The sequence below is a fragment of the Actinacidiphila epipremni genome, from assembly GCF_012034175.1.
Lineage (GTDB): Bacteria > Actinomycetota > Actinomycetes > Streptomycetales > Streptomycetaceae > Actinacidiphila > Actinacidiphila epipremni.
Map to the genome: position 1 here is coordinate 157875 of NZ_JAATEJ010000018.1, position 22548 is coordinate 180422.

The 22548-nt window shown below is 75.0% G+C and carries 21 protein-coding genes and 1 pseudogene; 9 read left to right on the forward strand and 13 right to left on the reverse strand.

Translation table 11 applies throughout. From position 1 onward, the window contains the following. Positions 1–64 precede the first annotated feature (64 nt). Entirely contained in the window at positions 65–265 is a 201-nt protein-coding gene (locus HCN08_RS21745) for a hypothetical protein (RefSeq protein ID WP_167984860.1), read from the reverse strand. Positions 266–1391: 1126 nt separating this feature from the next. On the opposite strand from HCN08_RS21745, the gene HCN08_RS21750 reads away from it, so the two are divergent. The 3 genes from HCN08_RS21750 to HCN08_RS21760 all read left to right on the forward strand — a co-directional run bounded on the left by HCN08_RS21750 (position 1392) and on the right by HCN08_RS21760 (position 5068). Further along, positions 1392–2543 carry a permease gene (locus HCN08_RS21750; protein ID WP_167984861.1) on the forward strand — a complete coding sequence of 384 codons (1152 nt, stop codon included), beginning with the start codon at positions 1392–1394 and terminating at the stop codon, positions 2541–2543. 312 nt (positions 2544–2855) lie between these two features. Beyond that, positions 2856–4331: a cellulase family glycosylhydrolase gene (locus tag HCN08_RS21755; RefSeq protein WP_167984862.1), complete on the forward strand. Its 1476-nt coding sequence runs from the start codon at positions 2856–2858 to the stop codon at positions 4329–4331. 110 nt (positions 4332–4441) lie between these two features. After that, positions 4442–5068: a TetR/AcrR family transcriptional regulator gene (locus tag HCN08_RS21760; RefSeq protein ID WP_167984863.1), complete on the forward strand. Its 627-nt coding sequence runs from the start codon at positions 4442–4444 to the stop codon at positions 5066–5068. Positions 5069–5083: 15 nt separating this feature from the next. Here HCN08_RS21760 and HCN08_RS21765 read toward each other — a convergent pair whose 3' ends face one another. The 3 genes from HCN08_RS21765 to pdxR all read right to left on the reverse strand — a co-directional run bounded on the left by HCN08_RS21765 (position 5084) and on the right by pdxR (position 8415). Then, positions 5084–6328: a globin domain-containing protein gene (locus HCN08_RS21765; protein WP_167984864.1), complete on the reverse strand. Its 1245-nt coding sequence runs from the start codon at positions 6326–6328 to the stop codon at positions 5084–5086. A gap of 152 nt (positions 6329–6480) precedes the next feature. After that, positions 6481–6927, reverse strand: coding sequence for an RrF2 family transcriptional regulator (locus tag HCN08_RS21770; RefSeq protein WP_167984865.1), 447 nt, complete (start codon positions 6925–6927; stop codon positions 6481–6483). A gap of 81 nt (positions 6928–7008) precedes the next feature. Further along, positions 7009–8415, reverse strand: a complete 1407-nt coding sequence (gene pdxR, locus HCN08_RS21775) for a MocR-like pyridoxine biosynthesis transcription factor PdxR (RefSeq protein ID WP_167984866.1) — start codon at positions 8413–8415, stop codon at positions 7009–7011. Between the two features lie 47 nt (positions 8416–8462). Here pdxR and HCN08_RS21780 point away from each other — a divergent pair, with 47 nt between their 5' ends. Beyond that, positions 8463–9674 carry an MFS transporter gene (locus HCN08_RS21780; RefSeq protein WP_322974600.1) on the forward strand — a complete coding sequence of 404 codons (1212 nt, stop codon included), beginning with the start codon at positions 8463–8465 and terminating at the stop codon, positions 9672–9674. 101 nt (positions 9675–9775) lie between these two features. Further along, positions 9776–10675, forward strand: a complete 900-nt coding sequence (locus HCN08_RS21785; protein WP_167984867.1) for a ketopantoate reductase family protein — start codon at positions 9776–9778, stop codon at positions 10673–10675. A gap of 71 nt (positions 10676–10746) precedes the next feature. Here HCN08_RS21785 and HCN08_RS21790 read toward each other — a convergent pair whose 3' ends face one another. Then, on the reverse strand, positions 10747–11394 hold the full coding sequence (locus tag HCN08_RS21790) for a CGNR zinc finger domain-containing protein (RefSeq protein WP_167984868.1): 648 nt from the start codon (positions 11392–11394) through the stop codon (positions 10747–10749). 21 nt (positions 11395–11415) lie between these two features. On the opposite strand from HCN08_RS21790, the gene HCN08_RS36660 reads away from it, so the two are divergent. The 3 genes from HCN08_RS36660 to HCN08_RS21810 all read left to right on the forward strand — a co-directional run bounded on the left by HCN08_RS36660 (position 11416) and on the right by HCN08_RS21810 (position 13810). Beyond that, a complete protein-coding gene (locus tag HCN08_RS36660; protein ID WP_322974601.1) occupies positions 11416–12435 on the forward strand; it encodes a VOC family protein in 1020 nt (339 codons plus the stop codon). 63 nt (positions 12436–12498) lie between these two features. Then, positions 12499–13437 (forward strand): aldo/keto reductase, encoded by a 939-nt coding sequence (locus HCN08_RS21805; RefSeq protein ID WP_167984869.1) that lies wholly within the window; start codon positions 12499–12501, stop codon positions 13435–13437. Between the two features lie 25 nt (positions 13438–13462). Further along, on the forward strand, positions 13463–13810 hold the full coding sequence (locus HCN08_RS21810; protein ID WP_167984870.1) for a MerR family transcriptional regulator: 348 nt from the start codon (positions 13463–13465) through the stop codon (positions 13808–13810). Between the two features lie 82 nt (positions 13811–13892). Here the strand turns inward: HCN08_RS21810 and HCN08_RS21815 are convergent, their stop codons facing one another. Continuing rightward, entirely contained in the window at positions 13893–15014 is a 1122-nt protein-coding gene (locus HCN08_RS21815) for a carboxylate-amine ligase (RefSeq protein WP_167984871.1), read from the reverse strand. A gap of 189 nt (positions 15015–15203) precedes the next feature. Here HCN08_RS21815 and HCN08_RS21820 point away from each other — a divergent pair, with 189 nt between their 5' ends. Then, positions 15204–16262, forward strand: coding sequence for a Ppx/GppA phosphatase family protein (locus tag HCN08_RS21820; RefSeq protein ID WP_322974602.1), 1059 nt, complete (start codon positions 15204–15206; stop codon positions 16260–16262). Positions 16263–16274: 12 nt separating this feature from the next. Here HCN08_RS21820 and HCN08_RS21825 read toward each other — a convergent pair whose 3' ends face one another. The 7 genes and pseudogenes from HCN08_RS21825 to HCN08_RS21855 all read right to left on the reverse strand — a co-directional run bounded on the left by HCN08_RS21825 (position 16275) and on the right by HCN08_RS21855 (position 22381). After that, complete coding sequence (locus tag HCN08_RS21825; RefSeq protein ID WP_167984872.1) at positions 16275–16775, reverse strand: MarR family winged helix-turn-helix transcriptional regulator; 501 nt, start codon at positions 16773–16775, stop codon at positions 16275–16277. A gap of 66 nt (positions 16776–16841) precedes the next feature. Next, on the reverse strand, positions 16842–17264 hold the full coding sequence (locus HCN08_RS21830) for a winged helix-turn-helix domain-containing protein (protein ID WP_167984873.1): 423 nt from the start codon (positions 17262–17264) through the stop codon (positions 16842–16844). Between the two features lie 38 nt (positions 17265–17302). Further along, positions 17303–18163 (reverse strand): phosphate ABC transporter permease PstA, encoded by an 861-nt coding sequence (gene pstA, locus HCN08_RS36945; protein WP_167984891.1) that lies wholly within the window; start codon positions 18161–18163, stop codon positions 17303–17305. Between the two features lie 153 nt (positions 18164–18316). Beyond that, positions 18317–19333: pseudogene (gene pstC / locus HCN08_RS36950) on the reverse strand (phosphate ABC transporter permease subunit PstC); the annotation flags it as partial. An 84-nt stretch (positions 19334–19417) separates the two neighbouring features. Beyond that, positions 19418–20563, reverse strand: coding sequence for a phosphate ABC transporter substrate-binding protein PstS (pstS, locus tag HCN08_RS21845; RefSeq protein ID WP_167984874.1), 1146 nt, complete (start codon positions 20561–20563; stop codon positions 19418–19420). Positions 20564–20780: 217 nt separating this feature from the next. Then, entirely contained in the window at positions 20781–20978 is a 198-nt protein-coding gene (locus tag HCN08_RS21850) for a hypothetical protein (RefSeq protein WP_167984875.1), read from the reverse strand. 5 nt (positions 20979–20983) lie between these two features. Continuing rightward, a complete protein-coding gene (locus HCN08_RS21855) occupies positions 20984–22381 on the reverse strand; it encodes an MFS transporter (RefSeq protein ID WP_167984892.1) in 1398 nt (465 codons plus the stop codon). Positions 22382–22548: the final 167 nt, after the last annotated feature.

Here is a 22548-nt window from a genome sequence, read left to right on the forward strand (position 1 = left end):
GTCCTTGGACGGCGTCAGATGAGGGGCACGTACGAGTGCACGGCCGCGACGGCACGGGGGCGGCTCACGCCGTGGTGCGCTGCGCTGGAGGCGGAGCCGGAAATGCGCGGCCGGGCCGGATGGGGGGCGTGCCGGCGGGCGCGGGAAAGAACACCGAATCATGACCGAGACTGCACAGTGGAGGCCCAACCTGGTAAGCGTTGATTCGTAAACCTTTGAGCGCGTGCATCCCCATCCACAGCTCGGTGCGCACGATGTCGATCACGATACCACCCGCGGGGGTATGCCGGGGAGTTTGAGCGAATTGAATGCGTCAGGGCCGCGGAGTGCCGAAATTGAGGGAATGCCGTTGTGCCGGCCGCGGCCCAAACGGCAACCAGCCTGGCGGTCCTGACGGGGTGTCGACACGCCGAATTTCGGCCACATCGTGGCTGGTTCCGACCGGTGCATGGAAGCCCCGGGGGCGTCGCGGGCAGTAATGGGCGAATGTGCGTGGAGCGTAGCGCGATGCCCGAATCGTGCCGGAGCGGCGGGGATTTCCGGGCGCTAAACCGAAGACGGCCGCCGGACGGATGTGGGGGGCAACTATCACTTTCCGCTATTAATGCACAGCGCCACGGTCTTCGATATCGGCGTTTTGGCCAGGTCGTGGAAGCTGATTGTCGTTTGTTCCCGTTCAACCGAAATGCCCGACTGGCCCCGCTCGGCGCGCCGGGCCCCGGCGCGGGGAAGGCAATGGCCTCCGGGAGAGCGCGTGCCGTATTTCCGCGCCGCTTTTCCCATGACCCGCCGGGATATCGCACGCCCGGGGTTGGAATTCCGCCGGCACCAGGCAATGCGCCGGTTGCGGCGCACTCCGGAATCGATCCCGCTCCCGTGTGCCCGCGCACTCCCGCCGGTCCAGGGTCCGGTTGGGAGTCCGGCCCCCGGGGCACCGGCCTGCGGCCGGCCGCCGCACCGCACCGCCTTCTCCCAGCTTGCCGCGCCGAACGCCCGCCCCTCGACCTCCCGCCGCGAACCGGCCGCCGCGGCACCGTGACCGGAAGCGTGCCCCCGGACGGCGGGACCCGACATCGCCTCCCGGGAATGATTCCGGTATTCCGGCGCCGCGCTGTCGCCCCTCGGTACGCCGACGCCTCGCCGTTGCCCTTCAGCGTCCTTCGGCGTCCTTCGGCGGGAATTCCGGGCAGTGCCGCCAGGTGCGGCGGCGGCAAAGGAATTCGCCGGAAGCAGGCGGCCTCGGCAGCCCGTCGAAGGGCGCGGTCTTCGCGGGTCTGGTTGCCGACCTGCGGGTGGCGGCGCGGCAGCTCGGGGGGCGGGGCGCCGGGTCGTAGCGTGGGCCGGGCCCGCGGGCGGCGCGGCGGCGACCCCTACGCAGCGAGGTTCATGCGATGCACGCGCTGTTGCACGCGCTGTCGATCACCGGGTCCATGACCTGGGAGATCGCCTGGGCGCTGATCCTCGGCTTCGCCCTGTCCGCGGTCGTCCAGGCCGTGGTGCGCCGGTCCACCGTGGTCGCGCTGCTGGGCGACGACCGGCCCCGTACGCTGCTGACGGCCGCGGGGCTGGGCGTGGCGTCCTCGTCCTGCTCGTACGCCGCGGTCGCGCTGGCCCGGTCGCTGTTCCGCAAGGGCGCGGACTTCACTGCCGCGATGGCCTTCGAGATCGCCTCCACCAACCTGGTCGTGGAACTCGGGGTGATCCTCGCGCTGCTGATGGGCTGGCAGTTCACGGTGGCGGAGTTCGTCGGCGGTCCGGTGATGATCGTCGTGCTGGCGGTGCTCTTCCGGCTGCTGCTGAGCGACCGCCTGCTGCGCGCCGCCCGCCGGCAGGCCGAGCGGGGCGTGGCCGGGTCGATGGAGGGGCACGCGGCGATGGACATGTCCGTGCGGGGTGAGGGCTCCTTCGCCCGGCGGCTGCTGTCCGCCGAGGGTTTCACCGCGACCGCGCACGTCTTCGTCATGGAGTGGGCGGCGATCCTGCGCGACCTGGTCGTGGGGCTGCTCGTCGCCGGCGCGATCGCCGCGTGGGTGCCGGACTCCTTCTGGCGCGCCTTCTTCTTCGACGGCCACCCGTTCGCGTCCAAGGTGTGGGGCCCGCTGGTCGGCCCGCTGGTGGCGATCGCGTCCTTCGTCTGCTCCATCGGCAATGTGCCGCTGGCGGTCGTGCTGTGGAAGGGCGGCATCAGCTTCGGCGGGGTCGTCGCGTTCGTCTTCGCCGACCTGCTGATCCTGCCCGTCCTGAACATCTACCGGAAGTACTACGGCGCGCAGGCGGCCCTCTTCCTGCTCGGCACGTTCTACGTCGCGATGGTCGTGGCCGGATACGTCGTCGAGCTCGTCTTCGGCGGGCTCGGGCTGGTGCCCGACCAGGCCGGCGCCGAGGTGCCCGCGCAAGGCGTGCGGTGGGACTACACGACCTGGCTCAACATCGTCTTCCTGCTGCTCGCGGCGGTGCTGCTGGTGCGGTTCGCCCGGACGGGCGGCCCGGCGATGCTGCGGATGATGGGCGGCCCGCCGGACTCCCCCGGGCACGGCTCGTAGCGCCGGGAACTCCCCGCGCCGGCCGGTGTCTTGCCGGGGCGCCGAGCACGGAGCTATGGTCCAGTCCAACAGTCAGGAGCTAGCAGCTACTAACCAGTCAGCTCACCGGACCACCGCGCCGGTTGCCGGCGCCTCTCTCCTGACGTACCGCACAGCACTACGCCCTGCACGCAGGGCGGCAGGTCGCGTCTCCGGCCCCACACGGGCCGCACCTGACATCCTTGGAGGAAGTGCACCATGCGAGCTTCACTGCGACGGCGGGCCAGACCCCGCCCCCTCCGGGCGGCGCTCGCCGTCGCCTCGGTATGCGCCATGGCCCTGGCCGCCCTGTGGACCGGGCCGGGCACCGCGTCGGCCGCCGTAGCCACGCCCGGCACCATCGTGGGCGGCCAGAGCGGACGCTGCGTCGACGCCGCGGCAGCCGGCACCGCCAACGGGACGGTGGTGCAGATCTACGACTGCAACGGCACCGGCGCCCAGCAGTGGCAGGTCCGCTCCGACGGCTCCATCCTCAACCCCGCCTCCGGCCGCTGCCTGGACATCGTCTCCGGCGCCACCGCCAACGGCTCGCGCGCGCAGCTGTACGACTGCAACGGCACCGGCGCGCAGAAGTGGACCGTCAACGCCGCCGGCAGCATCACCAACCCGCAGTCCGGCCGCTGCCTGGACGCCAACGGCCAAGCCGACAGCTCCTACCTGCAGATCTGGGACTGCGCCGGCACCGCCAACCAGAAGTGGACGGTCAACGCCCCCGGCGGCGGCACCGGCGACCCCGCAGGCCCGGGCATCTGGAGCCAGGTGCGGGCGGGTTGGAACCTCGGGAACTCGTTCGACGCCACCCCGTGCGAGACCTGCTGGGGCAACCCCGCCACCACCAAGGCGATGATCGACACGATCGCCACCAAGTTCAACTTCCTGCGTATCCCGGTGACCTGGTATCCGCACCTGACCTCCGGCGCGCCCGGCTACACCGTCGACCCGACCTTCCTCGCCCGGCTCAAGCAGGTCGTGGACTGGGCGGTCGCCGACGGCATGTACGTCGACGTCAACATGCACCACGACGGCGGCGGCGACCAGTGGCTCATCCCCAGCGCCGCCCGGCTGCCGCAGGTCAGGCCGGAGTTCAACGCCATCTGGAAGCAGGTGGCCGGCTACTTCGGCGGCTACGACCAGCACCTGCTCTTCGAGGCGATGAACGAGCCGCAGGACGCCAACGGCGGCAACCGCTACGGCGGCGGCACGTCCGACAACTGGAGCGCGATCAACACCCTCAACCAGGACTTCGTCAACGACGTACGGGCGGCAGGCGGCAGCAACGCCACCCGCTGGCTGCTGGTCGTCCCCTACGGCGCCAACGCGCAGACCGGCGCGAACAACCTCGTCGTACCGAACGACAGCCATGTCGCGGTGTCCGTGCACACCTACAACCCGTGGTCCTTCTGCTCCACCACCGCGCCGAACTACACGACGTGGGACGGCTCGATGAACTACCTGCCGGACGGCGACGTGAACAACGCCGACCGGCTGTTCAGCAGCCGCGGCATCCCGGTGGTGTGGACCGAGTTCGGCGCCACCGTCAAGCCGCTGGGCGGCGGGGACAACGCCGGCCAGGTCGCCGACTACGAGACCCACATCGCCTCGTACGCCAAGCAGTTCGGGCAGAAGACGATGGTGTGGGACAACAACAGCACCGGGCTCGGCGACGACCAGTTCGGGCTGCTCGACCGCAGCACGCTCACCTGGCAGCGGCCCACCATCGTCAACCGGCTCTCGGCGGTCTACAACTGACCTCCGACGGCCCGGCAGCACCGGCCGTACGGCCTGCCGGCGCCTACCATGGCGCTGGTCGGCCGCGGACGCCGGCCGGCGCACCACGACAGGACAGGAGAAGCCCGGGTATGAGCGGGGAGGCCCCCACGTACCGCCGTGACCGTCCCCGGCTGCCCGGCCCCGAGCGGCGCCGGCAGATCATGGAGGTCACCTCGGGCCTGATCGCCGAACGGGGCTTCTGGGGCATGTCGATGCAGGACGTCGCCGACCGCTGCGGGCTGACGGTGCCCGGCGTGCTGCGCCATGTCGGCTCCAAATCCGGGCTGTTGACGTCCGTGCTGGCCTACCGCGACCTGGAGGACGCCCGCTCGCTGCGGGCCGCCCTGGGCGTGGGCGAGGACCAGGTGCCCGACGAGTGGTCCCAAGTGCGGCCGGCCGGGGTGGACTTGCGCAGCCTGTGCCTGGCGACGGTGCGCCGCAACGCCGAACAGCCGGAGATCGTCCGGCTGTTCGCCGTTCTCGAAGCGGAGTCCCTGACCCCGAGCCACCCGGCCCACGACTACTTCGTCAGGCGCCAGCGCCAGGCGGTGGCCGCCTTCGCCGCCCTCGCCGCGGACGTCAGCGACGAGCCGGACGCGCTGGCCCGGCACGTCGTGGCGATGATGGACGGCCTCCAGCTCCAGTGGCTGCGCGACCCGTCCATCGACCTGGTCGCCGCCTGGCAGGCCGCGGCCGAGGTGCTCTTCGGCGGCTGAGCGGGCCGCGGGTGCTCAGGCGGCGCCCGCCGCCGGGAGTTCCGCGGTACGCCACAGGTCGGGGCCGAAGACCTCGTAGTGGACGGCCGCCGGGTCCAGGCCCGCGGCGAGCAACTGGCCGCGTACCGCGCGCATGAAGGGCAGCGGCCCGCACAGGTAGGCGGTGGTCCCGGCGGGCAGGGGCAGGCCGGTGAGGTCCGCGCGGCCCTGGCGTACCGGGTGGCCGGCCACGGCGTCCGGTGCGCCGGCGGCGTCCTCGTACCACACGTGGAAGGCGGCGCCCGGCAGCCGGCCGACGAGCTCGGCGTGCTCCTCGCGGTGGGCGTGGGCGGCGGGCGAGCGGTCGGCGTGCACGACGGTGACCGGGCGGCGGGCGGAGGTCAGGGCGAGGTGGTCGAGCATGGCCAGCATCGGGGTGACGCCGATGCCCGCGGAGGCCAGCAGGACCGGGCTGTCGCCGTCGGGCAGCACGAGGTCGCCGAAGGGGCGGGAGACCCGCAGCAGGTCGCCCTCCCGGGCGTGGGCGTGCAGCCGGCCGGAGACCTCGCCGTCGGGCCGGGCGGGGGAGCCCGTGGTGCCGCGTTCGCGCTTGACGGTGATGCGCCAGGTCTTGCGGTCCGGGGCGGCGGACAGGCTGTACTGCCGGATCTGCCGGGCGCCGTCGGGCAGTTCGACCTGGACGCTGACGTACTGCCCGGGTCCGAAGGGCTCGGTGGGCAGGCCGTCGGTCCTGCGCAGGGTGAGGGAGACCGCGTCGTCGCCCTGCCGGGTGCGGCCGGCGATCTCCATCTCGCGCCAGACGTCGCCCTCGGCCACGCCGGCCCGCGCGTAGAGCCCGGCCTCGATCGCGACCAGGGCGTTGGCCATCAGCCAGTAGACCTCCCGCCAGGCCGCCGCGACCTGCGGCGTCACCGCGTCGCCCAGCACCTCGCCCACGGCGTCCAGCAGATGGCGGCCGACCAGGGCGTACTGGTCGGCGGTGACGCCCAGCGACGCGTGCTTGTGGGCGATCCGGCCCAGCAGCGCGTCCGGCCGCTCGCCGGGGCGTTCCACCAGCAGCGCGGCGAAGGCGGCGACGGCGCCGGCCAGCGCCTGGCGCTGGGTGCCGCTGGCCTGGTTGGCCCGGTTGAACAGGTCGCGCAGCAGCTCGGGGCGGTCGTCGAAGAGCCGGCGGTAGAAGGCCGCGGTGATCGCGTCGAGGGAGCCGGCCACGGCCGGGAGGGTGGCGCGGACGACGGGCAGGGACTGCGCGGAGAGCACAGCGGGCTCCTTTTCTGCATCTGAGATGCCGATTATCGGGCGGGCCGGGCAGGCAGGGCGCAGCGCGAGGCAGCGCGCGGGCCGCGGGGCCGACGCCTACGGGGGGGGTGGGATGCCGGACCCGGGGTTCGGGAAGGGGTCCGGGGAGGGCGTCAGGAGGGGGGCGGCCCGGTCAGGGAGAGCAGGACGGGGCCGGTGGGCGAGGAGACGAGGTCCTGGACGGTGAGCCGGTCCAGCGAGGCGTAGAAGGCCAGTTGGGCCTCGCGCAGCGCGTGCCGCAGCCGGCAGCCGGCGGCCAGCGGGCACGGGCTCGGCCCCTCGCAGGCGACCGGCTCGCGGTCCGCGCCCTCCAGCGCGCGGACCAGTTCGCCGACCGGGGCCCGCCGGCCCCGCTCGGTCAGCGCCAGCCCGCCGCCCCGGCCGCGCCGGGACTCGACGACGCCGAGGTGCTGGAGGTGGGCGATCGCCTTCGCGGTGTGCGTGTACGGCACGCGCATCGCCTCGGCGACCTCCTTGGTGGTCATCAGCTCGTGGCCGTCGGCGACGGCCAGCCGCATGGCCGCGCGCAGTGCCAGATCCGTGTACTTGGTCAGCTGCACGGACAGCAGGTTATCGAATGCGCATCTGAGATGCATATTTGGGGGGCGTGACTCCCGCCACCGCCGGCCGGGACGCGGCGCTCAGTCCCCGCGGAGCAGGTCGCCGACCGCGCGGATGCCCTCGGCGATGGCCCGCTCCCCCACCGCGCCGAAGCCCAGGACCAGGCGGGCGGGGGCCGGGGTGGGCGCGGTGTGGCAGGCGCTCATGCCGTGCAGGCCCACCGCGCGGGCGCGGGCGGCGGTGATGACGCCGTGTTCGGTGACGCCCGCCGGGAGGTGGGCCACGGCGTGGAAGCCGGCGGCCAGCCCCGTCACGGCGACCGCGGGGGCGTGCTCGGCCAGCGCCGCCAGCAGGACGGCCCGGCGGGCGGCGTAGAGGGCGCGCATCCGGCGCAGGTGGCGGTCGAAGCGGCCGGACGCCACCAGCCCGGCGAGCGCGAGCTGGTCGAGCACCGGGGTGCCGCGGTCGTCGAGGTGCTTGTGCTCGGCGACGGCCGCGGTGAGGGCCGGCGGGCACAGCATCCAGCCGAGGCGCAGGGCGGGGGCGAGGGATTTGCTGACGGTGCCGATGGAGACGACCCGGTCGGGCGCGAGGCCCTGGAGCGCGCCGACCGGCTCGCGGTCGTAGCGGAACTCGGCGTCGTAGTCGTCCTCGATGACGAAGCCGTCCCGCTCCCGGGCCCACCGGGTCAGCTCCAGCCGGCGCTCGGGGGCCAGGACGACGCCGGTGGGCCACTGGTGCGCGGGGGTGACGACGACGGCCCGGGCGCCGGTCGCGGCCAGCGCCCGTACGTCGATGCCGTCGTCGTCGACGGGGACCGGGACCAGGGACATGCCCGCGCGGGCGGCGGCAGCGGTGACGGTCGCCGGCGAGCCGGGGTTCTCGTACGCCACCGTGCGCACGCCGCCGGCGGCCAGGACCCGCAGCGCCAGGCTCAGGCCCTGGGCGTAGCCGTTGCAGACGACCAGGTGCTCGGGGTCGGCGGCGGCGGCGCGCACCCGGCGCAGATAGCCGGCCATGGTCTCGCGCAGGACCGGGTTGCCGCGCCGGTCGCCGTAGTCGAGCGCGGCGGTCGGCATGGTGCGGGCGGCCTCGCGCATCGCCCGCAGCCAGTCCTGGAAGGGGAAGGAGCGCAGGTCCGGCACGCCCCAGCGGAAGTCGGCGAGCAGCGGTGGCGCGGCCGGCGCTCCGGCCGGCGCGGCGGGGGCGGCGGTCGCGCCGGCGGCGACCCGGGTGGCGGAGCCGGGGCGGGTCACCAGGTAGCCCTCGGCCTGGAGTTGGGCGTAGCACTCCTGCACCAGGCCGCGGGACAGGCCAAGGGTGCGCGACAGCTCCCGGGAGGAGGGCAGGCGCTCGCCGATGTGCAGCCGGCCGGTCCTGATCGCGTCCCGGAGCGCCTGCTCCAGCTGGACGCGCAGCGGCCGGCCGTCGGACCGGTCGACGGCCAGCAGCAGCTCGGGCGACGAACCGGACCACTCCACGGGCACGGAACCGGATCTTACCGGCGGGTCCGCGGGGCGCTTAGCGTCCTTCCGTGACCAAGATCCTCGACCCGTGCGACGTGTCGCGGCCGACGCGACCGCCCCTGGTGACGCGGCCGTTGCTGCTGCGCTTCGTGTCGCTGCTGGGCTCGGCGACGAGCTTCTACCTGCTGCTGTCCGTCGTCCCGGCCTACGCGACGGCCGGCGGCGGGGGCGGCGGGGCGGCGGGCCTGGCCACCGGGGCGCTGATGTTCGCCACGGTCGCCGGGGAGCTGGCCACGCCCGCCCTGGTCAACCGGTTCGGCTACCGGGTGGTGCTGGCCGCGGGGCTGGTGCTGATGGGGGCGCCGGCGCTGGCGCTGGGTGCCTCGGACGGCCTGGGGTGGATCGTCGCGGTGTGCCTGGTGCGCGGGGTGGGCTTCGCGTTCACGGTGGTGGCGGGCGGGGCGCTCACGGCCGAGCTCATCCCCGCCGAGCGCCGGGGCGAGGGGCTGGCACTGGTCGGGCTGGTCTCCGGGGTGCCGTCGCTGGTGGCGCTGCCGCTGGGGGTGTGGCTGGCGGCGCACGCCGGTTACGGCCCGGTCTTCGTCGCGGCGGGCGTGGCCGCGCTCGGGGTGCTCCTCGCGGTGCCGGGCCTGCCGGACCGCGCGCCCGCGCAGGGGCGTCCGCTCGGGGTCGCGGCCGGGCTGCGGGCGCCGGGGCTGATGCGGCCGTGCCTGGTCTTCGCCGCCACGACGGTGACGGCGGGGATCGTCGTGACGTTCCTGCCGCTCGCGGTGCCGGCGTCGTCGGCGGGCCTGGTCTCGGTGGCGCTGTTCGCGCAGCCGGCCGCGGCGACCGCGGCCCGCTGGCTCGCGGGCCGGTACGGCGACCGGCGCGGCCCCGACCGGCTGGTCGTGCCCGGGCTGCTGCTGTCGGCGGCCGGCACGCTGCTCATGGCGCCGACCGGCAGCCGGGCCGCGGTGCTGGCCGGGGCGACGCTGTTCGGCGTGGGCTTCGGCGTCGCGCAGAACGCGACGCTGACGCTGATGTACGCGCGGGTGCCCGCGTCGGGTTACGGCACCGTGAGCGCGCTGTGGAACTTCGCGTACGACGGCGGCATGGGCGCGGGGGCGCTCGCCTTCGGCTGGCTCGCGGCGGGCACCGGCTACCCGTGGGCGTTCGCGCTGACCGGGGCGGCGATGCTGACGGCCCTGGCCCCCGCCGTACGCGACCGGCGCGCCGGGACCGGGCACGTACCGGCCGGGACGCTGCCGGCGCCGTGAGGGCGTCCGCGATCATGGGGCGTGCGACGCCGCAGGCCGCCCAGACCTTCGAGACCGTGGCGGCCCCGGGAACGGCCGGGGCCGCGGAGGCAGGAGTGCACATGACGACGACACCTCCCCTCAGCGTGGCCGTGCTCGGTCCCGGCGGGGTCGGCGGGCTGATCGGGGCGGTGCTCGCCCGTGCCGGGCACCGGGTGGTCTGCCTGGCGCGCGAGGAGACCGCGGACGTGCTGCGGCGCGACGGACTGGCCCTCCGCAGCGGGCAGTTCGGGGATTTCTCCGTCCCCGTCGAGGCGGACACGCAGCTGCGCGGGCCGGCCGACGCGGTGTTCGTGACGGTCAAGGAGGCCGCGCTGTCCGCGGCCGTGGACCGGGTGCCGCCGCGGGTGCTGGGCGGCGGGGTCGTGGTGCCGCTGCTCAACGGCGTCGACCATGTCCCGGCGCTGCGCCGGCGCTACCCGGCGGACGGGCAGGTGGTGGCCGGCACGATCAGGGTGGAGGCGACCCGTGTCGCTCCCGGGCACATCGCGCACACCAGCCCGTTCGCGGCGCTGGAGCTGGCCGGGCCGCCGCAGGGCCTGGTGGCCGCGCTGCGGGCGGCCGGCCTCCAGGTGGCGGTGCGCGACGACGAGACCGCGATGCTCTGGGACAAGCTGTGCTTCCTCGCGCCGTTCGCGCTGCTGACGACCCGGCACCGTACGGCCATCGGCGAGGTACGGACCCGGTGGCGGGACGAACTGCTCGCCGTGGTGGGCGAGATCACCGCGGCGGCGCGCGCGGCGGGCGCCCCGGCCGACACCGGCGCGGTGCTGGCCGCGCTCGACGGCGCCCCGGAGGGCATGCGCTCCTCGATGCAGCGTGACGCGGAGGCGGGCCGCCCCCTCGAACTCGACGCGATCGGCGGCGCGGTGCTGCGGGCCGCCATCGCCCACCACGTCGACGTCCCGGTGACCGCCCGGCTCGTCCGGGAACTGTGCCAGGAGCAGCCGGAGCGGGGCTGAGGGGTGGTGAGGGATGGTGAGGGGTGGTGAGGGGTGGTGAGGCACCCGGGCCGCGGAGGGGGCGGTCCGGGTCAGGGGGTGGCGGCCGGCTCCTGCGGCGCGGCGGCGTCCTGCGCGGCGGCGGCGCGCTTGCCGCGGTAGGCGGCGGTGCGGGCCTTCGTGCCGCAGGCGGTGCTGGAGCACCAGCGGCGGCGGCCGGGGCGGCTGGTGTCGACGAAGAGCAGGCCGCATTCGGGGCTCGCGCACTCCCGGATACGGCCGGTGGCCGCGCCCGAGAAGAGGTCGACGGCATCACGCGCCACCGTGCTGAGCGCGGCCTGCTCGCCGCCGGCCAGGGGCACGGTCAGCCGGCTGGTCCCGGCGCGCAGGACGGGGACCAGCGGCGGGGCGGCGGCCACGGCGTTGACGACGGCCTCGTCGGCGCCCGCCGGCGGCCGGCCGGCGATGAGCGCGCGGGCGATGCGGTAGACGGCCTCGCGCAGTGCGCGGGCGGCGTCCAGGCCCGCGGGCGTGACGGCGGGCGGGTCGTCGAGCAGGCCGGCCTCGCGGTACCAGCGGGCGAGGTCCGCGGGCTCCCGCAGCCGCTCATGGCGCCCGCGCCACCGCTCGCCGACCGTCGCGGCGAAGGCCAGGCACAGGCGGCCGGAGCGGAAGACGAAGCGCAGTTCCTGCGGCGGCACCGCCAGGACGCCCGGGAAGTCGGTTGCCTCGGCGTTCATGTCACGACTATAACTCGTGACATGACGACACGTCCGAAGGATCAGCCCGCGTCCCCCTGGCCCGCCGCCGAGGAGCTGCTGCGCGAGCGCGGCGCCGGCCGCATGCCGCACCCGGGCGGCACCCTGCTGGAGCACCTGCTGCGGGTCGCCCGGACACTGGCCGACTGGGGCGCCGACCCCGACGTGCAGGCCGCGGGCCTGTGCCACGCCGCGTACGGGACGGACGGCTTCGACGACTCCCTGCTCGCGACCGGCGAGCGGGCGAGGCTCGCCGGCCTCATCGGGGAGCGGGCCGAGGCGCTCGTCCACCTCTACGGCGGCTGCGACCGCTCCGCGGTCTACCCGCAGCTCGGCCGGGCGCAGCCGCCGGTCTTCCGGGACCGCTTCACCGGAGCCGAGTTCACCCCCGCCGACGCCGATCTGCGGGCCTTCGCCGAGATCACCGCCGCCAACGAGCTCGACCTCGTCGCGCACAACCCGGACCTCGCCGACCGCTACGGCCCGGCGCTCGCCGACCTCTTCGCCCGCGCCCGCCCGCTGCTGTCCGCCCCCGCCCAGGACGCCTGCACCCGCCTGCTCGGGCCCTACACCGCCGACCCCGAACCCGGCCCCGCGCTCGACGCCGGGCCCGACGCCGAACCCGGCTTCCGGGTCAGCCGGCTGGACCACCTCGTCCTGACCGTCGCGGACCTGGACCGTACGACCGCCTTCTACCAGCGGGTCCTCAGCATGGAACCGGTCACCTTCGGCGACGGCCGCCGCGCCCTGGCCTTCGGCGCGAGCAAGATCAACCTCCACCCGGCCGGCCGCGAGCTCCTGCCGCACGCCGCCCGCCCCACCCCGGGCAGCGCCGACCTGTGCCTGGTCACCGACGACCCCCAGGACCGCGTCCTCGCCCACCTCGCGGCCTGCGGCGTCACCCCGGAAGAGGGCCCCGTCCCGCGCACCGGCGCCCTGGGCCCCTTCACCAGCACCTACTTCCGCGACCCGGACGGCAACCTCGTCGAGGTCAGCACCTATCCCCCACGTCCCCCGGCGTAGGAACCCGCACCGTCGACCGGGACGCTTGACCTGGAGCGCGCTACAGGTCCGAGCATGGGCGGCATGAACAGCACCGACCCCCAGATCGTCCTCGGGACGATGGACTTCGGCACCCGTGTCGGCACCGACCGGGCCTTCGCGATCCTCGACTCCTTCGTCGCCGGCGGCGGCGTCTGGCTGGACACCGCCAACTGCTACTCCTTCTGGAACGACCCGGGCGGCGTCGGCGGCGCCAGCGAGCGCGTCATCGGCGCGTGGCTCAGGGCCCGCCCCGGCGCACGCGAGGCCGTGCGGATCGCGACGAAGGTCCGGCAGAATCCGCTCGTCCCGCACTCCTGGCCGGACAGCGCCGAGGGGCTGTCCGCCCGCGCCGTGCACACCGGCGTGGAGCAGAGCCTGGAGCGGCTGGGCGTGGACCATGTGGACCTGCTCTGGGCCCACGCGGAGGACCGCACCGTGCCGCTTGAGGAGACCGTCGGCGCGTTCGGCGAGCTGGTGGCGAAGGGGGTGGCGCTGCGGATCGGGGCCGCCAACCACGCCGCCTGGCGCGTCGAGCGCGCCCGGGCGCTGGCGCGGGAGCAGGGCGTGGCGCCGTACTCGGCGCTCCAGTTGCGCCACTCGCTGGTCCTGCCGCGCCCGCTCACGCCCGTCGCCGAGGGCGGCCACCGGATGCTCGCGGCGGAGGACCTGGACTTGGCGGGGGCGGAGGGGCTGGCCGTATGGTCGTACAGCTCGCTGCTGTGGGGGTCGTACGCGCGGGCCGACAAGCCTTTTCCGCCGACTTACGATCACCCGGGGACCGCGCGGGTGCTCGCGGTGCTGGACGAGGTCGCCGGCGAGCTGTCGGCGACGCGCAACGCGGTCGTGCTGGCGTGGCTGATGCGGCAGGGCATCGAGCCGATCGTGGGCGCGAGCCGGGTGGAGCAGGTCGAGCAGGCGCTCGCCGCGCGGCGGGTGCGGCTCGGCGAGGAGCACATGGCGCGGTTCGCGGCGGCGCGGTAGCGCCGGCAGTCAGGCAAGGAGCCCCATGGACACCCTCACCCCGGCCGCGGCGGCCGACCGTACCGGCGTCTCCCTGGAGACTCTGCGCTACTACGAGCGCGAGGGGCTCATCGGCCCGATCCGGCGCTCGCCCGGCGGCCGGCGCGAGTACACCGAGGACGACGTCTTCTGGATCGGCCTGGTCACCTGCTTCCGCGAGGCCGGCCTCGGCATCGCCGACCTGCGCGGCTTCGTCGCCCTGCTGCGCGCCGAGCACCCGGCGCAGGACCGGGTCGCCTTCCTGCGCGAGCGCCGGGCGGCGCTGGAGGAGCGGGTGGCGGCGCTGCACCGGGCGATCGGCGTCCTGGACGAGAAGATCGCCTATTACGGCTGACGTCCCCACGCCCCGGTCGACCGCCCACGCCCCCGGCTACGGCTGACCGCCCACGCCCTGGCTGGCCGGCCCCCGCCACCGGCTACGGCTGACCGCCGCCCGCCCCGGACGGCTCGGGGGCCAGCAGGTCCAGCAGCGCCTCGGTGCCGCCCCGCGCGAGGGCCGAGCGCTGCCGGGCCGCTCCGGTGCCCTCGGTCAGGAGCCGGTGCGCGCCGTCGGTCACCCGGTCGGCGTCGCCGAGTTCCTTGAGGGCGGGTGTGATGTGGTCCAGCAGGCCGGCCACCACATCGGCGGCCGGGGCCGGCTTCTCCGTACGCGGGTCGACCAGGTCGCCGTCCAGGCCGTGCCGGGCGGCGTGCCAGCCGGACGCCTGGAGGATGCTGGCCGGCGGGTCCAGGGGGCGGGCGCCGCGGCGGCCCTCGCGCAGGGCGGTCACCACCAGGCCGCGGGCGATCCCGGCGAGGGTGACGGCGCTGCCGACGTCGAGCTGCACGTCGGGGGCGCGTACCTCCAGCGTCGGGTAGTCGTCGGACAGCCGGGCGTGCCAGTAGAGCTGGTGCCGGTCGCGTACGACACCGGTGGCCAGCAGCGCGGCCACCCGCTCCTCGTAGTGGGTGGCGTCGGCGAAGAAGGGCGGCGAGCCGCTGACCGGCCAGCGGCCGAAGACCACGGTGCGCCAGCTCGCGAAGCCGGTGTCGCGCCCGTCCCAGAAGGGCGAGTTGGCGCCGAGCGCGACCAGCACCGGCAGCCAGGGCCGCAGCCGGCCCAGCGCGGCGGCGCCGGCCTGCCGGTCGGGCACGGCCACATGGATGTGCATGCCGCAGATCAGCTGCTCGTCGGCCAGCCGGGCGGCGTCCGCGCGCAGCTCGCGGTAGCGCTGCGTCCCGGTCACCGGTACCGCCACCTCGGCGACCAGGGGCGCGCCGCCGGTCGCGGCGAGCCGGCAGTCCACCCGCCGGGCCGCCGCGCCCACCGCCGCACGGAAGCGGGTGAGGTGCGCGGCGACCTCGTCGAGCTGCGAGCACACCGGTGTGGCGACCTCGGCCATGGCCTGCAGCAGTTCGGTGTCGACCTCCCCGCGCCTGAGCCCGGGCTCGCTCTCCGCCGCGGCCTGCAGCCGGTCGACGCGGGGCGCGGGCAGCGCGGTCCGCCGGTCCAGCAGCAGGAACTCCTCCTCCACCCCGAGTGTCACGGCTGTCGTCATAGCAGGCTGCTACCCCCGATCCGGCGGGCCACCGCATGCGTAATCGCCGGGGCGGCCGGTGGCCGAAACGGGCCGGCCGGTACGGGCGGGGGCGCGGCGGCCGAGGCCGGGGGCGTAAACTGACAGGCTGCGCGGGCGGCGCCGGCATGCCGGGCGGCGCGGCGGGCAGACGACGGCTTCGGTACGCAGGTGCTGGTGAGGTGGGGTGGCGGGGTGCGGCAGGCGGGGGTTCTCGACGTGGGGTGCCACAGCGCCCTGCTGACGGTGGCGCGGCGCGGGAAGGGCGGGCGGCTCACGTTCGTCTCGACGCGCAAGGTCCGGCTCGGGCTGCACCACGCCTTGGGGGACGACGGGCGGCTGCGCCGGGCGGGGATCAGGAGCGTGGAGCAGGCGGTGGCCGGGGCGGTGGCCGAAGCCGCCGCGGGCGGTCCGCGGCTGCGGCCGGAGGAGGTGTTCCCGTTCGCCACGTCCGTCATCCGGGACGCGCCCAACCGCGAGGAGGTCGTCAGCCGGGTGGCGCGGGCCACCGGGGTGCGCCTGCGGGTGCTGCCCGGCGAGGAGGAGGCCCGGCTCGCCTACGTGGCGGCGCGCCGCTGGGCGGGCGCCGGGGCCGAGCCGCTGCTGGTGCTGGACGTCGGCGGCGGCACGGTGGAGGTTGCCGCGGGCTCGGGCGTGCGGCCCGACCGGGTGGTCTCGCTGCCGCTGGGCGCCCGCCGGGTCACCCGCGACCTGCTCCCGTACGGCGTCGCGCGCTCCGCCGCGCATCTGGACCGGGTGCGGGCGCGGCTGCGCCGGTCGCTGGCCGCGGTCGAGGGCGGCCTGCCGTGCGCCCCGGCGGGCGGTCACGCGGTGGCCTGCTCCAAGACGTTCACCCAGCTCGCCCGGCTCGCCGCCGCCGGGTCCGGGACCGGGTCCGGGATGGGGTCCGCGTCCGGGATCGGGTCCGCGTCCGGGACCGGGTCTGCGTCCGGGTCCGGGTCCGCCCGCTCCTGGCGCGAGCTGACCCTGCCGGCGCTGCGGGCGACGATCCCGCTGCTGGCGCGCACCGGCGTCGCCGCCCGCGGCGAGCTCCCGGGGATCACCCCGCACCGCGCCGAGCAGAGCCTGGCCGGCGCGCTGGTCGCCGAGGCCCTCATGGAGTCCTGCGCCGTCACCACGCTCACCGTCTGCCCCTGGTCCACCCGTGAGGGCCTGCTCCTGGAAGCCCTCGACGCCCCGGCGGCCACCGCCGTGCGGCACGCCGCCTGACGGGCCGGCTCGTCAGGCCGGCCGGTCCCCGCTCGGGTCGAGGTGCTCGGCCAGGTGGAAGAGCGCGGGCAGCGCGGCGTCCACGGCGGCGCGGTCGGCCGCGCTGAGCGAGGACAGCGCGCCCTCCATACGGCGCTCGTGCGCCTGGGTCCACGCGTCCAGTTGCTCGCGGCCGGCGTCGGTGAGGGTCACGACGGAGGCGCGCCGGTCGGCCGGGTCGACCTCGCGGGCCACCAGTCCTGAGGTGATCATCTGCCCGATGAGGCCGCTGACGGTGCTGGCGGCCAGCCGCTGGCGCGCGGCGAGGTCCCCGACGCGGGCCGGCGAGTTCTCGCCGAGGACCTGGAGCAGCTCCACCTGCGCCATGGGGAGCTGCTCCCACGGGTATTCGCTGCGGATGGACGCGCGCAGGGCGCGGCGCAGCCGGGTCACGGCGTCGGTGAGTGCGCGGGCGGCCGGTGCGTCGTTGCCGGTCGTCGATGCGGCAGAGCGGGGGCGCGGCTGCGGGGGCATGGGATGAAGGGTAGTGGCTCCCGGCAGCCGTCCCGTCACCCCGCGGCGCCCGCCGCCCCCGGCGTTCTACGAGGTGGTCGGCGCCGCCGAGTACAGCGGCCGGACGTCGAAGACGTAGCCGAGTCCGCGCACGGTGCGCAGCCGGGCGCGCAGCTCCGGGTCGGCGGCGGCCAGGTGCTCGCGGACCCGCTTGATGTGGACCTCCAGGGTCTTGGTGCCGTCGGGGTGGCCGGGTCCCCAGCAGGCGTCGAGGAGCTGACGGCGGGACAGGACCCGTCCCGCGTTGTCCATGAGCGTGGCCAGCAGCAGGAACTCCTTGAGCGGGAGGTGGATGACCTCGCCGGAGATCCGCAGCTGCCGCCCGTCGAGGTCCAGTTGCACCGGTCCCACGGTCAGCAGCCGCAGCTGCCCCTGGGTGCTCGGAGGGACGACGACGTAGCCGCCGCGGTCGTCCGGTGCGTCGGCGGTGCCGCCGGGCTGCTGGACCATGCGTGCCTCCTGGGTGTCGGTTCGGTGCGGACCGCGGGTCAGGCGCGGCCGTGTCTCTTCCACCAGGCGATCAGGCGGGCGGCGAGGTTGAGCAGCATGATGATCAGGATGAGGGTCAGCGCGCCGGCCCAGGCCCGGTCGACGGCGGGGGCGTAGGGCTGGGTGGCCTCGTTGTAGATGAAGGCGGGCAGCGAACCCTGGGCGCCGTCGAAGGGGTTGGCGTTGATGGAGGAGGTGAAGCCGACCACGAGCAGCACCGGGGCGGTCTCCCCCATGACGCGGGCGACGCCGAGCATGATGCCGGTGACCATGCCGGGCAGCGCGGTGGGCAGCACCACCCGCAGGATCGTCCGCCACCGTGGCACCCCGAGGGCGTAGGCGGCTTCGCGCAGGGAGTCCGGGACGAGCTTGAGCATCTCCTCGCTGGAGCGGATCACCATGGGCAGCATCAGGATGACCAGGGCGAGGGATCCGGCGAAGCCGGAGTCCTTGAAGCCGAAGGTGAGGATCCACAGCGACAGGACGAACAGTCCGGCGATGATCGACGGCAGGCCCATCATGACGTCGACGGTGAAGGTGACGGTACGGGCGAGGGCGCCGCGTCCGTACTCGACGAGGTAGACGGCGACCATGACGCCCAGCGGCACGGCGGCCAGGGTGGCGATGCCGGCCTGTTCCAGGGTGCCCAGGATGGCGTGGTAGGCGCCGCCGCCCGGGTCGGACTCGGCGATGTTGCGCATGGAGTTGTTGAGGAAGACGCCGTCGAGCCGTCCGGCGCCGTTGCCGGCGACCAGCCACAGGATGGACGCGAGCGGCAGCACCGCGGCGGCGAAGGCCGCCGCCGCCAGCAGCCGGGCGGCGGCGTCGCGCGCCCGGCGGGTGGCCGAGGTGCGCGCCATCGGGACGGCGGGCGCGGGCGCGTCGTGGCGCTCGGGCGCGCTGCGGGGTGCGGCGGCCAGCAGGTGGTGGAGTGCGGCGGCCGGGGTGTCGGCGGCGACGGCGGTCGCTTGCGGCGCGGCGGGCGCGGGTTCGGTGTGCTGGGCGGCGGTGCCGCGGCGGGCGATCCAGCGGGCCAGGTAGTTCATCAGCAGGGTCATGACGAACAGCACCAGGCCGGAGGCGATCAGGGCGCCGCGGCCGGTGCCGAAGGCGTTCTTGAACTGGATCGCGATGTTGGCGGCGATGGTGTTGCCGCCGGGGTCGAGGAAGTGGCTGAAGAAGGTCTGGGTCTGCGACAGGACCATGGCCACGGCGATCGTCTCGCCCAGGGCGCGGCCGAAGCCGAGGACGACCGCGCTGATCACGCCGGAGCGCGCGTGCGGCAGGACGGCCAGCCGGATCATCTCCCACCGGGTGGCGCCCAGCGCGTAGGCGGCCTCCTGTGTCTCGGGCGGGGTCTGCAGGAACACCTCGCGGGACAGGGCGGCGATGATCGGCAGGATCATGATGGCCAGCACGATCCCGGCGGCGAACACCGAGCGGGGGGCGGGCGAGCCGTCGTAGGAGAACACCGGGATCCAGCCGAGGACGTCGTCCACGAGGCGGGAGACACCGCCCATGTGCGGGACGAGGAAGATGATCCCCCACAGGCCGTAGACCACGGAGGGCACCGCGGCCAGCAGGTCGACGACGTAGCCGAGCGCCTGGGCCAGCCGCCGGGGCGCGTACTGCGTGATGAACAGCGCCGCGCCGATCGCCACCGGCGCCCCGATGACCAGGCCGAACAGCGAGGTCACCAGGGTGCCCCACGCCACCAGGGCCACGCCCCACACCGAGGGGTCCTCGTCGGGGTTCCACTCGAACGCGGTGAGGAAGTTCGCGTGGTCGGCGGAGATGGCGTGCAGGGCCTGGGTGACCAGGAAGACGGCGATCGCGCCCATGAGCGCGAGCAGGAGCCCCGCCGCCCCGACGGCGGTGCCGCGGAAGGCCGCGTCACCGCGCCGGGATCCGCCGCGCCCGGCGGTCAGCGCCCCGGCGGCCGGCGCGCCGGGTGGGGTGGGGCCGGCCGGACCCGCGGGACCGGTCGGCGTACCGGACGGGTCGGCCACCGCCGGTGACTCTCCGCTCATGATGCTCCTGACAGTGCGTGGTGCCGGCTGGGACGTGCGGGCTGCCGCCGGGGCTCTCGGTGTCCGGCGGCAGCCGTCTGGGGGTCAGCTCAGGGAGGCGACCGAGGACTGCACGAGCGTCTGGATGTTCTTCGGGAGCGACACGTAGCCGGTCGCGGGCAGCTCGCCCTGCGCGGTGTCGCCGGCGCCGTACGACAGGAAGCCCTTGATGAGCGGGAGCTGGCCGGCGAAGTTGCCCTTCGCGCAGGCGATCTCGTACGTCACCAGGACCGCGGGGTAGGCGCTGGGGTCGGCGTAGCTGTAGTCGAAGGCGAGCTGGAGGTCGGAGCCGTTCTGCTGGGCCTTGGCCTTGGCGATGAACGCCGAGGCGTTCTGCGTGGTGGCCTCGACGAACTGGCCCTTGGCGTTGCCGACCTTGGCGGTGGCCAGGCCGTTGGCCTGGGCGAAGGAGATCTCGGCGTAGCCGATGCCGCCCGCGGTGGTCTTGACCGCCTGGGCGACGCCGGAGCTGCCGTTCTGGCCCTGGCCGCCGCTGCCCGGCCACTGCTTGTCGGCCTTGGCGGGGAAGTCGGCGGCGTCGGTCTGGTTGAGGTAGTTGGAGAAGTTGTAGGAGGTGCCGGACTTGTCGGCGCGGTGGAAGGTGGTGATCTTCGTGCCCGGCAGGTCGACGCCGGGGTTGTCCTTCGTGATGGCCGGGTCGTTCCAGGTGGTGATCTTGCCGTTGAAGATCTTCGCGAGGGTCTGCGCGGAGAGGTTCAGCGGCGCGCTGACGCCGGAGACGTTGTACATGACGGCGATCGCGCCGGGCACGAGCGGGATGTTGATCGCCTTGTTGCCGTCGCCGCAGCGGGCGTCCGCCTTGGGCTGGTCGTCGGCCGACAGCGGGAAGTCGGAGCCGGCGAAGTCCACCTGCTTCTGCTCGAACGCGGTCACGCCGGCGCCGGAGCCGCTGGGGTTGTAGTTGATCGTCGAGCCGGAGCAGGCGCCCTGGTAGTCCTTGGTCCACTTCGATATCGCGTTGGCCTGCGCGCTGGACCCGGCCAGGGTCAGCGTGCCGCTGCCGCACGAGATCCCGGACGCCGCCGAGGACGGCGCGGACGACGATCCGCCGGCGCCGGAGGAGGCCGAATCCGCCGGGCCGGCGTCGTTGTTGTCGTTCCCGCACGCAGAGAGCGTGGCCGTCGCGAGCAGACCGATCCCCGCCGCAAGCGCAAACCGCTGGAGCTTCACCGCAACTGTCCTTTCCTGGGCGCACCGGCTGCCGTGAGGCAGGTCCCGCCGCCGGGTTCATGAGCCTGTCGGGTGCAGGCACCGGCGAAGTTAGGAGCGGCTGGTGAAACGGAAGGCGAACGGGGGTGAACGGGCGGTGTACCCGCAGCGAATCTCTTCGGACACCGATATATTTGGGCAGCCACATGTTCGTAGAGCCATCTTTTCGGTGTCCGCATCACTCTCGGTGAGGTCCGCCGGCGCGGCCGTGCCGGCGGCGGGCCGCCAGCCGGCCCTGGCGCCAGGCGAGGGCGGCCCACCCGGCGGCCAGGCAGGCCGGCCAGACGGTGCGGGTGAGCGCGGCGGCCACGGCGAGCCCCGCCGCGAGGAGGGTGTCGGCCGCGGCCAGCCAGTCGTCCCTGGTGCCGCGCGGCACTCGCCTCACCTGCCGCGCCCGGCCCGCCGCGGGCTGAGCCAGGCGGCCAGCAGCATCACCGCGGCGGCGGCGAGCAGCACGGCCACCGCCCGGTGGGTCGCCGGGGCCACGCCCCCGGGCGGCGCCAGGTGCAGGGCGAGCGTCACCAGCGCGACGCCCAGCGCCGTACCGAGGCCGCGGGTCATGTTCACCAGGCCGCCGCCGGTGCCGGAGGCGGCCACCGGGAAGGCCCGCATGATCATGGTGTTGTTCGCGGGGGTGAACACGCCGAGGCCGAGCCCGAGCAGTGCGAGCAGCAGCGCCGTCCACCCCGGGGTCACCGGCGCGAGCAGCATGCCCAGCAGCGCGGCCCCGGTGACGGCGGCGCCCAGCAGGCACCTGCCGCGGTCGGCCACCGCGGGCGGCAGCAGCCGCTGCGCGCCGGTCGCGGCCAGGGCGAAGCCGGCGGGCAGCGCGCTGACCACCACCCCGGTGAGCAGTTCGGAGCCGCCCGCGCGCACGAGCACGACCGGCACCAGCACGAGCGGGCCAAACAGCACCAGGTAGCCGCTCAGGGCGCCCAGCAGCCCGGGCCCGACCGCGGGCAGCCGCAGCAGCCCGAGGTCCAGCAGGGGTACCGGCGCGCGGCGCTGCCGCCGTACGAAGGCCGCCGCCGCGCCGGCCGCCAGGGCGAACAGCCCGGCCACCGCCCAGGGCGGCACGGGCAGCCCGGAGACCGCGGACACCGCCAGCAGCAGGGAGGTCGTGGCCACCGAGAGCCGGCCCAGGCCCTGCCAGTCGAACGCCGGGACGGGGGTGCGGCTGCGGGTGCGCGGCAGCAGGAAGTGGCCGGCGACCACGGCGACGACGCCGATCGGCACGTTGATGCCGAACACCCAGCGCCAGCCGATGGTGGCCACCAGCGCGGCCCCCACCGTGGGCCCGAGGGCGAGCCCCAGCGCCTGGGCGGCGGCCTGGACGCCGAGCGCGGCGCGCATGCGCTCCCGCGGCGCGCTGGTGGCGATCAGGGCGACGCTGTTGGCCTGGAGCATCGCCGCCCCGGCCGCCTGCACGACCCGGAAGGCGATCAGGGCGCCCAGGGACGGCGCCAGCCCGCAGGCCGCCGAGGCGGCGGTGAACACGACGAAGCCGTAGAGGTAGAAGAGCTTGCGCCCGCGGGCGTCCGCCAGCCGCCCGACCGGCACCAGCAGCGCCACCAGCGTGATCAGGTAGCCGAGCGACACCCACTCCACCCCGGCCAGCGGGGCGTGGAACCGCGCCCGCAGGCTGGGGTAGGCCAGCGTGACGATGCTGGCGTCGAGCTGCCCCATGAACGCGCCGAAGCACACGGTGGCGACCGCGAGGCGCCAGGCGTCGGGCCGGTTGCGTACGACCTCGGGCCGCGCCCGCTCCCGTACCAGCACCGCGGGCCACCCGGCCTCCGCCCGGCCCGCCCCGGTACGCGTGCCATGCCCGCCCACAGCGCCTCCTCACCTGCCCCCGTTCGTCCCGTACGCCTCCAGATTACATCGGCGACAGAACTATTCGGAGTCCGCAAGGAAGAGCGGTGGCGCGGCCTCAGTCCTTGACC

Excerpts from the sequence above, each read along its gene's own strand:
- HCN08_RS21790 (WP_167984868.1), bottom strand. The coding sequence starts at position 11,394 with ATGAACGCCGAGGCAACCGACTTCCCGGGCGTCCTGGCGGTGCCGCCG.
- HCN08_RS21810 (WP_167984870.1), top strand. The coding sequence starts at position 13,463 with ATGGACACCCTCACCCCGGCCGCGGCGGCCGACCGTACCGGCGTCTCC.
- HCN08_RS21760 (WP_167984863.1), top strand. The coding sequence starts at position 4,442 with ATGAGCGGGGAGGCCCCCACGTACCGCCGTGACCGTCCCCGGCTGCCC.
- HCN08_RS21805 (WP_167984869.1), top strand. The coding sequence starts at position 12,499 with ATGAACAGCACCGACCCCCAGATCGTCCTCGGGACGATGGACTTCGGC.
- HCN08_RS21755 (WP_167984862.1), top strand. The coding sequence starts at position 2,856 with ATGGCCCTGGCCGCCCTGTGGACCGGGCCGGGCACCGCGTCGGCCGCC.
- HCN08_RS21815 (WP_167984871.1), bottom strand. The coding sequence starts at position 15,014 with ATGACGACAGCCGTGACACTCGGGGTGGAGGAGGAGTTCCTGCTGCTG.
- HCN08_RS36660 (WP_322974601.1), top strand. The coding sequence starts at position 11,416 with ATGACGACACGTCCGAAGGATCAGCCCGCGTCCCCCTGGCCCGCCGCC.
- HCN08_RS21750 (WP_167984861.1), top strand. The coding sequence starts at position 1,392 with ATGCACGCGCTGTTGCACGCGCTGTCGATCACCGGGTCCATGACCTGG.
- HCN08_RS21785 (WP_167984867.1), top strand. The coding sequence starts at position 9,776 with ATGACGACGACACCTCCCCTCAGCGTGGCCGTGCTCGGTCCCGGCGGG.
- HCN08_RS21830 (WP_167984873.1), bottom strand. The coding sequence starts at position 17,264 with ATGGTCCAGCAGCCCGGCGGCACCGCCGACGCACCGGACGACCGCGGC.
- HCN08_RS21825 (WP_167984872.1), bottom strand. The coding sequence starts at position 16,775 with ATGCCCCCGCAGCCGCGCCCCCGCTCTGCCGCATCGACGACCGGCAAC.
- pstA (WP_167984891.1), bottom strand. The coding sequence starts at position 18,163 with ATGGCGCGCACCTCGGCCACCCGCCGGGCGCGCGACGCCGCCGCCCGG.